This window comes from Klebsiella sp. 18074 (assembly GCF_902705905.1).
In the GTDB taxonomy this organism is placed as follows: Bacteria; Pseudomonadota; Gammaproteobacteria; order Enterobacterales; family Enterobacteriaceae; genus Klebsiella; species Klebsiella terrigena.
Genome location: NZ_CACSIS010000008.1, coordinates 191,873 through 203,917, shown reverse-complemented (window position 1 = coordinate 203,917; position 12,045 = coordinate 191,873). Strand labels below are relative to the sequence as shown.

The 12,045-nt window shown below is 56.6% G+C and carries 10 protein-coding genes and 2 pseudogenes; 11 read left to right on the top strand and 1 reads right to left on the bottom strand.

The window, feature by feature from the left end:
* Nucleotides 1-237 precede the first annotated feature (237 nt).
* Both GVK32_RS10670 and GVK32_RS10665 read left to right on the top strand, forming a co-directional pair.
* The gene (locus GVK32_RS10670) at nucleotides 238-1,041 is read left to right on the top strand and encodes a hypothetical protein (RefSeq protein ID WP_159869244.1); all 804 of its coding nucleotides are present in this window, start codon (nucleotides 238-240) and stop codon (nucleotides 1,039-1,041) included.
* Nucleotides 1,041-1,328, top strand: a pseudogene (locus tag GVK32_RS10665) (ISNCY family transposase); the annotation flags it as partial. The gene GVK32_RS10670 and the pseudogene GVK32_RS10665, both read left to right, overlap by 1 nt.
* A 28-nt stretch (nucleotides 1,329-1,356) precedes the next feature.
* Here GVK32_RS10665 and GVK32_RS29515 read toward each other — a convergent pair.
* A pseudogene (locus GVK32_RS29515) lies at nucleotides 1,357-1,661 on the bottom strand (hypothetical protein); the annotation flags it as partial.
* A gap of 380 nt (nucleotides 1,662-2,041) precedes the next feature.
* On the opposite strand from GVK32_RS29515, the gene GVK32_RS10650 reads away from it, so the two are divergent.
* The 9 genes from GVK32_RS10650 to GVK32_RS10610 all read left to right on the top strand — a co-directional run bounded on the left by GVK32_RS10650 (nucleotide 2,042) and on the right by GVK32_RS10610 (nucleotide 11,878).
* The gene (locus GVK32_RS10650) at nucleotides 2,042-3,619 is read left to right on the top strand and encodes an arylsulfatase (RefSeq protein WP_159869238.1); all 1,578 of its coding nucleotides are present in this window, start codon (nucleotides 2,042-2,044) and stop codon (nucleotides 3,617-3,619) included.
* A 121-nt stretch (nucleotides 3,620-3,740) separates the two neighbouring features.
* Entirely contained in the window at nucleotides 3,741-5,036 is a 1,296-nt protein-coding gene (locus tag GVK32_RS10645) for an anaerobic sulfatase maturase (RefSeq protein WP_159869235.1), read from the top strand.
* Nucleotides 5,033-6,031, top strand: coding sequence for a MoxR family ATPase (locus tag GVK32_RS10640; RefSeq protein WP_159869232.1), 999 nt, complete (start codon nucleotides 5,033-5,035; stop codon nucleotides 6,029-6,031). Before GVK32_RS10645 ends, GVK32_RS10640 begins: the two co-directional genes overlap by 4 nt.
* Nucleotides 6,031-6,936, top strand: coding sequence for a DUF58 domain-containing protein (locus GVK32_RS10635; RefSeq protein ID WP_159869229.1), 906 nt, complete (start codon nucleotides 6,031-6,033; stop codon nucleotides 6,934-6,936). The genes GVK32_RS10640 and GVK32_RS10635 overlap by 1 nt, the downstream gene beginning before the upstream one ends.
* Nucleotides 6,937-7,377, top strand: a complete 441-nt coding sequence (locus tag GVK32_RS10630) for a DUF4381 family protein (protein WP_159869226.1) — start codon at nucleotides 6,937-6,939, stop codon at nucleotides 7,375-7,377.
* Complete coding sequence (locus GVK32_RS10625) at nucleotides 7,370-8,347, top strand: VWA domain-containing protein (RefSeq protein ID WP_159869223.1); 978 nt, start codon at nucleotides 7,370-7,372, stop codon at nucleotides 8,345-8,347. The genes GVK32_RS10630 and GVK32_RS10625 overlap by 8 nt, the downstream gene beginning before the upstream one ends.
* Nucleotides 8,344-9,861, top strand: coding sequence for a tetratricopeptide repeat protein (locus GVK32_RS10620; RefSeq protein WP_159869220.1), 1,518 nt, complete (start codon nucleotides 8,344-8,346; stop codon nucleotides 9,859-9,861). Before GVK32_RS10625 ends, GVK32_RS10620 begins: the two co-directional genes overlap by 4 nt.
* Nucleotides 9,858-10,886 (top strand): BatD family protein, encoded by a 1,029-nt coding sequence (locus tag GVK32_RS10615; protein WP_159869217.1) that lies wholly within the window; start codon nucleotides 9,858-9,860, stop codon nucleotides 10,884-10,886. Before GVK32_RS10620 ends, GVK32_RS10615 begins: the two co-directional genes overlap by 4 nt.
* The gene (locus GVK32_RS10610) at nucleotides 10,883-11,878 is read left to right on the top strand and encodes an HAD family phosphatase (RefSeq protein ID WP_159869214.1); all 996 of its coding nucleotides are present in this window, start codon (nucleotides 10,883-10,885) and stop codon (nucleotides 11,876-11,878) included. Before GVK32_RS10615 ends, GVK32_RS10610 begins: the two co-directional genes overlap by 4 nt.
* Nucleotides 11,879-12,045: the final 167 nt, after the last annotated feature.

Sequence of the window (12,045 nt, the reverse complement as noted above, 5' to 3'; positions counted from 1 at the left end):
ACATCCTGAGCGCTGGTCAGGGAAGACAAGAAACTGGCAACCGGAAGGCCCGGTAACGTTGAATCCGGAACGGGAAAAACAGGCGGCTTAAATTAACCAAGGGTGCCAACTACCTTGACACTTACCGATACCACCGTTACCCAATTCGGATGTGTGCTCTATGACCTGGCAAGGTAGAATCGATAATCAGTTCTGCAAAGTACAGGGTAACGGTGAGCACCCAAAAGGATACTTGAGATGATTAAATTCCCGACTAAAAAGCGCGTTGATTTGTATAAAAATGCCGTCAGTTCCGAGCAATTACAGCTGGATCTGGCTGCGGCTCAAGAGTTTATGTTCGATGCCTGGGAAACTGATGACCTGGAAATTGTGCTGAAACTCATCAGGAAAGCTATCAAGAAATCCCCGCTCTGTGCTGACGCATACTCATTCTACTGCGAAATTTCTGAAGAGCCTCCCGAGTCAAAAATCGGTAATCTGGATACGGCTTTGTACGCGGCCAGTATCGCACTTGGCGAAGATTTTCAGGAATTCGAGGGCAATTTCTGGGGATTTGTCGAAACGCGTCCATATATGAGAGCAAAAGCAGCTTTGGCTGATGCCTTATGGGAGTCAGGTAATTTCTTCCCAGCTATGGCTCACTGCCGCGAAATGCTTAAGCTCAACCCGAATGATAATCAGGGGATTCGTCATTTATTAACTGGCTATTATCTCGAACTGGAAATGGTGGACGAGCTGACCTTACTACTGGATGACTATTCAGAAGATGTGCGCCCGTATCTTCAGTATACACGCGCCCTCCTCGCCTACAGACAGTCATCCCCGGATGCTGATGATATCGCTAAAACTGCGATTGATTCTAATAGACACATCCCCGGTTTGTTATCAAAGCGCCGTTTGCAACCCAAGTCTAACAGTAGGTATATAACGTTAGGTGAAATAGATGAAGCAATTGATTATGTAAACCATAATATCAAACCTTGGGTCAGAACACATAATGCTATTGAATGGGTCATGAATATTTCCTCGGCCAATAAGTAGGTACGGTACTTCCCTACTCTACTTACGACCGGCTGTCAGAAATCGATCAGGACGCGATTGTCGATAACAAACGTCTTGGCCGAACCCTGGAGTTTATCAATCTGGTGCAGAGCAAGCGGGAAAACACGCGTTCTCAGTCAATTCCCGCTGGTGACGGCCCTTCCCGGCGACGGCCGAAGGAGGAAGGAAAGAAATCCCAGCGCTCACTGGATAATGATGACATGCTCGAAGCCCTCAAACAGCTTCAGTCACGTTCAGAGGACATTTTTGGTAAACGAGTCCGCTGATGGCATTCACTGACCGGACGATTGTTGCTCACCAGTTGATATCGTCCGGCCAGGCCCATGATGTATTATTCATTTCGCTCAGCATCTTTATGTCCTGTTTTTCACGGGCATACTTACCCCATAAAGAATCAAAAGAACGAATGATACTGATTAACTTTTTTTCCTTTGCTCTGGCGACAGGCTAATAAAATAACAGCACCTGCTGTCAATATTATTTTCAATGAAATTAAAATCAGAATCTGATGCACGTTTTGCGGTTTGTATAATATCATCCGAAGTTATTCGGTTAGACTCTTTTAATGCTGATTCCATAAGGTATTCATAGACATACATGGCGCAGATTCGTCGTAAGGGTAAACAACGCCTGCCGGTGCGCAACCCGGCTCCGCTGGCAACGCCGGAAGCACTCAACCGAAGCTGGTCGATTGATTTAATCCGTAAACGGACTGTGGTCTGGTTAAAATCATACTTTCGCATTAGAGTCCGCTTCACACTTTCATGTTGTGATTGCAGTTGCACCATTCTGTAAATTGCATCGCCAACAACGAAATTCCGAATTCGCATCACACTGTAAAAAATTCATGATCGAACAAGTGGTTAGTAACGCATTGATAGTCTATATGTAATGTAACTAAACTCTTACATTTGTAACATCAAGTACTACAAGCCGTTTTCTATACGTCATCTGTTTTACCGTCGAAGGAACCTTGCTAATGCCAAAAAATGTCCCGTTTAAACGCACGATGCTGGCCAGCATGCTCACGCTGGCTTCAGGTGCCGTCACGTCTGCCTATGCAGCGCCGGCAACCGCCCCCCAAAAGCAAGATAACGCCAAGCCCAACATCGTCGTGATTTTTGGCGATGACATCGGTTACTGGAACATCAGTACCTACAACGGCGGCACAATGGGGTATCAAACCCCGAACATCGATAAGCTGGCCTCTGAAGGTGCAAAATTCACCTCTTACTATGCTGAGCAGAGTTCTACTGCTGGCCGTTCTTCCTTCATTACCGGCCAGATGCCGTTCCGTACCGGGATGAGTAAAGTCGGTATGCCTGGTGCGCCGCAGGGCCTGCAGAAAGAAGACCCGACTATTGCTAACATCCTGAAGCAACTGGGTTATGCCACCGGTCAGTTTGGTAAAAACCACCTCGGCGACCGCGATGAATTCCTGCCAACCGCCCACGGTTTTGATGAGTTCCTCGGCAACCTGTATCACCTGAATGCGGAAGAAGAGCCAGAGAACCCGGATTACCCGAAAGATCCGGCCTTCCGTAAACAGTTTGGTCCACGCGGCGTGATTAAGAGCACCGCGGACGGCAAAATTGAAGATACCGGTCCACTGACTATTAAGCGTATGGGCACCGTCGACGAAGAGACGCTGGCGGCCAACAACGACTTTATGGAACGTCAGGTGAAAGCGGGTAAACCGTTCTTTACCTGGTTCAACACCACCCGCATGCACAACAAAACCCACCTGAAAGATGCCAGCATCGGTGTGACCGGCCTCGGCACCTACGCCGACGGCATGGTTGAGCACGATAAGATGGTCGGCGAAGTGCTGCAGAAAATTAAAGATTTGGGCATCGAAGACAACACCATCGTGCTCTACACCACCGATAACGGCCCAATGACGGCGACCTGGCCAGATGCCGGTGAAACCCCGTTCCGCGGTGAGAAGAACACCGGCTGGGAAGGCGGCTTCCGCGTACCTGCTATGGTTCGCTGGCCGGGCCATATCCAGCCGGGCACCGTGATTAACGGCATTTTCGGTTCCAATGACTGGTTCCCAACGCTGGTTGCCGCCGCGGGCGAGCCGAACATCAAGCAGGAACTGCTGAAAGGCTACAAAACGCCATCCATCACCTACAAGGTTCACCTGGATGGTTACAACCAGCTCGATTACCTGATGGGTAAAGGCAAAGACCAGCGTAACGAATTCTTCTACTGGAGTGATGACGGCGATCTGCTGGCGATGCGTATGGGTCGCTGGAAAATCCACTTCATGATCCAGGAGCATGAAGGTCTGGATCTGTGGCGTTATCCGTTCACCAAACTGCGTGCGCCGTTGATTTTCGATCTGGATGTTGATCCACTCGAGAAAGCCGACAAAGCGATGGGCTACCAGTCCTGGTTCTACGATCGCATGTTCCTGATGGGCGGTGCGTCTGCTGAAGCGAAGAAAATGCTGGCGACCTTCAAAGAGTTCCCACCGCGTCAGAAACCGGGTTCATTCACCGTTTCTGATGCCTCCGCCATGCTGGAGCAAGGTTCTAGCGTCAACAAATAATATGTCGTTAACATGAGGCGCTGACCTCAACAACAGAGCGGGTTGCATCTGCAATCCGCTCTGCACTACAAAAAATATAATTAATGTGCGCTTTGTCAGCCAGTTAGCCTAGGGGTTTGCTATGAAGTACAGCACCACATTGCCCGCCAAAGCACTACCGTCTGCTGAAAAATATGACGGCAAAGGGCCAGAATATACACGCCGCTTCCACGTGATGGCCAAGCCATCCGGCTCCACCTGTAACCTCGACTGTACCTACTGTTTCTACCTGTCAAAAGAGCAATTACTCCATCAGGACCGCCACACCGGGATGAGCGACGAGGTGCTCGAACAGTTTATTCGTCAGTACATCGACGGCCAGGATGGCGAGCAGGTGGTCTTCTCCTGGCAGGGCGGCGAACCGACCCTGATGGGACTCGAATTTTTCCAGAAAGTCGTGAAATTCCAGCAGCAATATAAGAAGCCGAATCAGCGCATCGAAAACGATCTGCAGACCAACGGCGTATTGCTCAACGACAAATGGGCAGAATTTCTTAAAGAACATAAGTTTCTGGTGGGTATCTCGATTGATGGCCCACGAGAACTGCATGACCGCTATCGCATCACCCGCAGCGGCAAGCCCACCTTCGATAAAGTGATGGAAGGTGTAGCGGCTCTCAAACGCCACGGCGTACCGTTTAACGCCCTGGTGACCGTCAACCGCACCAACGCCCGCTTCCCGCTGGAAGTCTACCGCTTTATGACCCGCGAACTGGGTGCCACCTACATCCAGTACAACCCTTGTGTTGAAGGCGTGGATTTTAAAAGCACCGCGCCGCAATTCTGGCAGGATAACTCGATCCCGGTAACCGGCAGCCGCCGCGCGCGTCCGGGGGATCTTGACTCCATCGTCACCGACTGGTCCGTCGACCCGGAAGACTGGGGTAAATTCCTGATTGCCACCTTTGAAGAGTGGGTTAACAACGATTTAGGTCGCGTACAGGTCAATCTGTTCGAGACAGCCGTCGCCCAGACCATGGGGATGCCGGCGCAAATCTGCACCGCCTCCGAGTTCTGCGGCAAGGGGCTGGCGATTGAGAAAAATGGCGACATCTTCTCCTGCGACCACTACGTCTACCCGGAATACCAGATTGGCAATATCGAGAACAGCAAGCTGGCACACCTGGCGTTTTCTGAGCGTCAGCAGGCCTTTGGTATGGGGAAAAAAGACACCCTGCCGAAATACTGCAAAGAGTGCCCTTATCTCAAGCTGTGCTGGGGAGAATGTCCGAAAAACCGCCTGGTACGCACCCCCGACGGCGAGCTGGGTCTGAACTATCTCTGCCCGGGGATCAAAGCCTTCTTTAACTACGCAGAACCGATTCTGGTTGGCATCGCCACGCTGTTGAAACGTGATTTTACGGGAGTGAAAAAATGAACAGCAGAGAGAAACTGCTTCAGCTTGAACAGCGCATGAACACTCAGGTACTGGGCCAGGAAGAGCTGGTACGCATGCTGCTGGTCGCCCTGCTCTGCGACGGTCACGTCCTGTTGGAAGGACTGCCCGGCCTTGCGAAAACTCGAGCGGTACGTGAGCTGGCGCGCCACGTGGAAGGGGAATTTCGCCGCATTCAGTTTACCCCGGACCTGCTGCCGTCGGACATCACCGGCAGTGAGATCTACCAGCAAAATGCCACCCGCGAAGAAGACCAGTTCCGCTTCCGCCCCGGCCCGGTGTTTGGCAACATCATCCTCGCCGATGAGATTAACCGCGCCTCCGCCCGCGTCCAGTCAGCACTGCTGGAGGCCATGGAAGAGCGTCACGTCACCGTTGCCGGCAAAAGCTGGGATCTTCCAGGCGTTTTCATGGTGCTCGCGACACAAAACCCGGTGGATCAGGAAGGTACCTGGCCTCTACCGGAAGCCCAGCTTGACCGCTTCCTGATGAAAATTCTGGTCGGCTATCCTTCCAAAGCCCAGGAGCAACAGGTGATGCAGCTGGTGCGTGCTGAACAGCAGGCCAAATATCAGGCCCTGACTCACCAGGACAGCGTCAGCGCTGAAGAGACCCTGATCCTGTCGCAGCAGGAAATTGCCACCAGCTGGCAGGAGATTTCCGCCGTGTACGTGGCTCCCACCGTGGAGGAGTATATCGTCAATCTGATTGACGCCACCCGCCATCCGCAAAACATCAGCGAAACCCTGGCCAGCTACATCAATATTGGCGTCAGCCCGCGCGGGAGCCTGGCGCTGGAGCGTTGTGGCCGTGCGCAGGCGTGGCTGGAAGGCCGCGATGCGGTACAGCCGGAGGATATCCGCCGGATCGCCCCGGCGGTGATCCGCCATCGTCTGATGCTGAGCTATCAGGCGAACGCCGATAATCGCAGCGCCGACGACGTGGTGACGATGCTGCTTGATGCAGTGGTGGCGTGATGAACACGCCTCTCCGCGTCGATCGGCAGACCCTGCTCGCGCTGATCAACGACGCACGGCTGATCGCCAACCCGCCGGGGCAGATCCCGCCCGGCGCGCTGGCGGGCGAGCGCACCTCAAAACAGCAGGGGCGCGGGCTTAATTTCGACAGCCTGCGACGCTATCAGCCGGGCGACGACGTGCGGCTGATTGACTGGCAGGCCACGGCCCGTCTGCGTTCCCCGTGGATACGCCTGTACAACGAAGAGCGTGAGCGCCCGGTCTTTTTGCTGGTCGATCAGCGGCTCGACATGTATTTCGCCACCCGCGGGCAGACCAAATCCGTCGTTGCCACCAAAACCGCGGCGCTGCTCGCCTGGCGCAGCTTTCATGATGGCGATCGCATCGGTAGCCTGACCTTCAACGATACCGCGATGGCGTTACAGAAATGCCGCTCGCCGCGCACCACGCTGAACGCAATCCTCGACGATCTCCTGCATTACAACCAGCTTCTGCCGGCGCAGTATCCCACCGAGCCTGTGGCGACGGTGTCCCTCGCTGATGCCCTGCAGCGCGCCAGCACGGTGATCCCCAACGGCGCGTGGGTGGCGGTACTGAGCGATTTTCACGATCTGAATAAAAACTGCGATGCGCTGCTGGCGGGACTGCGCCGCCGCTGCGAAGTCAGCGCCTTTGTGATCCTCGACGATCTGCACCTGCATCTGCCCGCATCTGGCTCGCTGGCCGCGAGCTATCAGGGAAATGAGGCGGCCTTTACGCTCTCCCCTGGCATGAAAGCAGACATTGAACAGAGCATCACCGCCCGCCTGGCCCGTCAGCAAAGCCGCCTGACGCGTCTGGGCATCAAGGTGAATCATCTGGTGGTGACGCAGGACCTGATAAAGCAGTTACAAAAGGGTATCTAGATGCTCGAGAAAGGTTTTACCGTGCCCGCGCTGTTACATCCGGCGCTGCCCCCGTCGGTCTCCTGGTTTCCACTGCCGCCGGGCTGGCTGGTACTGGGCGCACTGCTGCTGGCGGCGCTGGCCATTTACCTCTTTTTTCGCCTCGCGCGCTGGCGTCGTAACCGCTGGCGGCGTGAAGCGCTCGCCGCGTTTGCTCTCCCCCACTCCGTTGACGGCTGGATGGCGTTGATCAAACAGATCCAGTTGGTACATCAGCCGCGTAAGGTGGTGAGCCACAGCCTGACCCCGGAATCACTGCTGGATCAGCTGCCGCTCGAGGCGGATCTGCAACAGACTCTGTGCCTGAAGTACTGCCAGCGCGATAACCGTCTCGAGAGCGAACAGGCGTCGCGATTACGCCAGCAGCTGACCCGCTGGCTGAAGGAGTTACCCGATGTCTGAATTACTATCACGGATCGATTTTGCCTGGCCCTGGGCATGGCTGCTGTTATTGCTGCCGCTGCTTAGCCGCTACCTGATGCCACAGGAAAAGCCGCAAAAATCCCACGTGCGCGTTCCGTTCCTGCCAGAGCTTATCAATGATCTGAAGCTCGACAGCCAGCCGGTACGCGAAGGCTGGCTGCGCGGCGCGTTGTTCTGGCTGACGTGGGCACTGCTGGTCTGTGCGCTGGCGCGCCCGGAATACCTTGCTCCGCCGCAGCATATTCAAAAACCGATGCGCGATATGGTACTGATCCTCGACGTCTCCGGCTCGATGGAAAAGAACGACGTGGCGGGCGGAATAACCCGTTTGCAGGCGGTTCAGGCATCGGTGCGCAAGTTTGTCGCCGCGCGTCAGTCCGACCGAATCGGGATGGTGATTTTCGCCAGCTCCGCCTGGCCGTTTGCGCCGGTGAGTGAAGACAAACAGGCGCTGAATATGCGTATCAACCAGCTGGCACCGGGCATGATTGGTCAGCAGACCGCCATCGGCGACGCGCTGGGCGTAGCGGTTAAGATGCTCGATCAAAGCCAGAATAAAGAGGCCAGCAAGCTGGCTATCCTGCTGACCGATGGCAACGACACCGCCTCGCAGCTCTCCCCCGCCCTCGCCGCCCAGCTGGCAGCGGCGCATCATGTGCAGGTGCACACGATCGCCTTTGGCGACCTGCAAAGCGAGGGTGACGACAAAGTCGATCTGCCGCTGCTGCAAACCATCGCCAGCACCACCGGCGGAAAATCCTGGACCGCCGCGAACTCCGGCGCCGCCCTCGACAGCGTCTGGTCGGAAATTGACGCCATCACGCCGGTGCAGGTGAAAAGCATCGGCTGGTCCTGGCATCTGCCGCTGTTTGCCTGGCCGATGGGGCTGGCGATGTTGATTCTGCTGGGGCTGGCAGTGGGCCGACTGATTGCGGAGAAACGCCGATGAGCGACTTTCATTTTATCTATCCCTGGCGGCTCCTTGGGCTGATCCTCGCGGTCGGGCTGTGGTTTATCCCCTGGGGGCAAACCAGCGCCTGGCAGCGGATCATGGAAAAACCCTTCGCCCAGGCGCTGATCGTCGGGCGCCAGAAACGCCTGACGCAGGTGCTGCCATGGCTGTTTGCATTGGGCATTATCGCGCTGGCCGGTCCCACCTGGCAGCGTGAATATCCGGCGGCGCTGACCCCGGAAAGCAACGTGATGGTGATCCTGCAGCAGGACCTGGCGATGTATGCCCAGGACCTGGCCCCCAGCCGCAACGCGCGGATGCAGAGCAAAATCAGCCAGCTGATGGAGAACTCGCCCGGCGCACGCTACGGCATGGTGGTCTACAGCAATCAGGCGTTTGTCACCACGCCCCTGACCCAGGACCCACCGTTTTTCTCGCTGTTTTTACATGCGCAGGAACCCTCGCTGATGCCCGAAGGACAAGGCTCAGGGTTGCAGCAGGCCGTCGCCCTGGCGCAAAAAAATATGCCGGCCTCACCGCGTAGCCTGATTCTGGTCGCCGATACGCTCTCCGCCGCCGACGCCGAATGGCTGAAAAAAAGCCACGCGCCGCTGCAAATCTGGGTGCCCGGCACCGCCGCTGGCGGCCCACTGCCGGAGCGCTACGCCAGCCGCGGCATCGATACCCGCCTGAACGTCGCGCGTTTCAGCGATCTTCGCGATGCCGGTATTCCGGTGACCCTGGTCAGCAGCGATGACAGTGATTTGCAGGTGGTGCAGAGCCATATCCAGCAATCGATAACCCAGCAAAATAATACCCGCCACGACCTACACTGGAAAAACAGCGGCTGGTGGCTGGCGATACCAATGCTGGTGCTGCTGTTTTTCTGGCGACGCCATCTTATCTGCGTGCTGTTAACCCTGCCGATGCTGTTCTGGTCCCCGCAAGGAGAAGCCGCATGGCTCGACGCCTGGGTCAGCCCGGATGTTCAGGGGCAGCATGCCTACGAACAAGGCGAGTACCAAAAAGCGGCGGAACATTTCCGTGACCCGCTGTGGCAGGGAATAGCCTGGTATCAGGCCGGAAATTACCCTGCCGCGACAGGTGCATTTCGCCGCGCGCCGCAAACTCCCGAGACGCTGCTGTGGACCGGCAACGCGCTGGCGCAGCAGAAGCAGTGGCAGGCGGCGCTGGATACCTACGACCAGGCGCTGAGCCTGCGGCCGGACTGGAAGATGGCGTACGAAAACCGCGAAAAAATCGCGCAGATCGTTATGCAACTGCGCCAGAAAGAGCGCGAGAGAGAGCAGGAGCAAGGCGATGATATGGACGATGGGCCAGATAAAGTGGTGAAAGACCTGAAAAAAGGCGAAGGCGTGAAGCAGAAAGATATCGGCGCCGTCGACAGCGCAGCGCCACAGCTCAATCAGTGGTTCGAGAATCTTCAGGTCTCCCCTTCCGGCCTGCTGGAAAGTCTGTACCGCAACGGCGCACAGGAGACGACACCATGAGATACTTGTCAGCCCTGCTGCTCCCGGCACTGCTGCTGGCGATATCACCCGCCCGGGCGATGATGGATATCAGCCGTGAAATTGTCGCCCCCAGCCATGTCGTTCCCGGCCAGCCCATCACCGTCGCCGTGACCTTCTGGACCGACAGCTGGTTCAATCCCCCGCCGCAATGGCCAGATTTTGCTGTGCAGAATGGCGTGCTGCTCAATACTCCGCTCCCCAATCAGCTGCTTACCCGCCAGAAAGACGGCATCAGCTGGAGCGGCATTCGCCTTGAACGCCAGGTGATGACGTGGGATCAGAGTACGCTGCGGCTGCCCGCGGTGGATCTGACGCTCACTTCTGCCGGTCAGCCGCCGGTGACCGTCCATCTCGATGCGCTGGAGCAACCTGTGGCCTGGCCGCCGGGCGTTGAACAGCCTGACCGCTTTTTGCCCGCGCGTCATCTGACCCTCAGCCAGAGCATCACCCAGTTCCATGCGGGGAACGATAAAACCCTGCGGGCCGGCGATGCCGTCGAACGTGTGGTGACGATCCAGGCCGAAGACGTACTCCCGGCGCAGATCCCGCAGATCCTGTACGCCATCCCCGGAGACGGTAGCCAGCGGCTGGCGCCGGAGAACCGCTTTGACAAAGACGGACGGGGCGGAATTAACGGCGCGATACGCGTCGAACGGCTGCGCTATCTGCCGACCGATGCCGGCACCCTGACGTTACCGCCAGTGAAGCTGCGCTGGTGGGATACCGATCGGCAGCAGTGGCAGCTGGCGACCCTGCCGGGCCAGACTCTTAAAGTCGATAGCGCGCGTGCCGCCGGGAAAGAGTCGGCCCTCGAAGGACGTCGCGACGGCGAAAAATGGCAGATAGCCCTGATTGTGCTCGCACTGATAGTGCTAGCCGCCGCAGGCTGGTTTGCCCGTCGACCGCTGCGCCAAAGCCTGGTCTGGTTGCTGCACCGCTGGCAGCGTTTCTGGTCCCCGGTGTCGCTCCCTGAATTATCCCCTATGAACAGGAGAAAACAATGAAAAAAAACCTACTGGCCTGTGCCTTGCTGCTGGGATGCGCGACCGCCGCCCATGCCGACCCTCTTTCCGCCTGGAATGACACCGCGGCAAAACAGTCGATAGAGCAATGGGTGCAGCATGCCACGCAACAGGGTAGCCCCGATTTTATCCCGGCAGACAAACGCTACGTGGTATTTGATAACGACGGCACGCTGTGGCCAGAGGCGCCGCTGACCTTCCAGATCCAGTTCATCCTCGATGAAATTGTCCGTCAGGCTCCCGAGCACCCGGAGTGGAAAAAGGACCCGCTGATCAACGCCGTGCTGACCAACGATCTCAAAACCGTAGTGAAAGCCGGCGATAAAGGGCTGATGAAGCTGCTGGCGCTAACCCACAGCGGGATCACCACCGACGAATTCGAAAGCCGGGTCGCCAGCTGGCTGGAGACGCATAAAGATAAGCGTTTTGGCTGCCGCTACGATCGGATGGGCTATCAACCAATGCGCCAGCTGCTTGATTATCTGCGCGAGAACGGCTTTAAAACCTGGATTATTTCCGGCGGTGGCATCGACTTTATGCGCGTCATGTCGCAGAAGATGTACGGGATCCCGCCTGAGCAGGTGGTCGGTTCATTTGCGCTGGGCGAATTTTCCCTGAGCGCTGACGGCACGCAAATCCGCAAGACCATGCAGGGTGCCTTTAATGACGATAAGGCCAACAAGCCGGTGGCGATCCATCTGTTTATGGGGCATCGCCCGGTCGCCGCCTTCGGTAACAGCGATGGCGACCTGCAGATGCTGCAATACGCCGCTGCCAATCCGGATTACAAAGCCTTCGGCCTGCTGGTACATCACACCGATGCGGCACGCGAGTACGCCTACGACAGCCATCCGCCCGCCAGCGGCAAGCTGGTGGACGCCCTGCCGGAAGCCAAAGCAAAAGGCTGGACGGTGGTCGACATGAAACAGGACTGGAAAACGGTCTTCGACCCGGCGCAGTGCCCGGCGAAATAAGCCTTCCGCATAGCCCACATGCCAGCCCCTGCGGCTGGCACTCTCCCCACCCGTAACCCGTTCTGAACCATAGAGTTAACCAGCATCAATAAGCAAAACCTCACGATCATCTTGCAATGAACGTTCAACCAAATAGTCCGATGCGCTCAACTCTTCAAAATAATAAT

Bases quoted from the DNA above. Each gene is read 5' to 3' on its own strand.
- GVK32_RS10630 (WP_159869226.1), top strand. From the start codon at position 6,937: ATGCTCGAGAAAGGTTTTACCGTGCCCGCGCTGTTACATCCGGCGCTG.
- GVK32_RS10610 (WP_159869214.1), top strand. From the start codon at position 10,883: ATGAAAAAAAACCTACTGGCCTGTGCCTTGCTGCTGGGATGCGCGACC.
- GVK32_RS10625 (WP_159869223.1), top strand. From the start codon at position 7,370: ATGTCTGAATTACTATCACGGATCGATTTTGCCTGGCCCTGGGCATGG.
- GVK32_RS10640 (WP_159869232.1), top strand. From the start codon at position 5,033: ATGAACAGCAGAGAGAAACTGCTTCAGCTTGAACAGCGCATGAACACT.
- GVK32_RS10650 (WP_159869238.1), top strand. From the start codon at position 2,042: ATGCCAAAAAATGTCCCGTTTAAACGCACGATGCTGGCCAGCATGCTC.
- GVK32_RS10670 (WP_159869244.1), top strand. From the start codon at position 238: ATGATTAAATTCCCGACTAAAAAGCGCGTTGATTTGTATAAAAATGCC.
- GVK32_RS10620 (WP_159869220.1), top strand. From the start codon at position 8,344: ATGAGCGACTTTCATTTTATCTATCCCTGGCGGCTCCTTGGGCTGATC.
- GVK32_RS10615 (WP_159869217.1), top strand. From the start codon at position 9,858: ATGAGATACTTGTCAGCCCTGCTGCTCCCGGCACTGCTGCTGGCGATA.
- GVK32_RS10645 (WP_159869235.1), top strand. From the start codon at position 3,741: ATGAAGTACAGCACCACATTGCCCGCCAAAGCACTACCGTCTGCTGAA.
- GVK32_RS10635 (WP_159869229.1), top strand. From the start codon at position 6,031: ATGAACACGCCTCTCCGCGTCGATCGGCAGACCCTGCTCGCGCTGATC.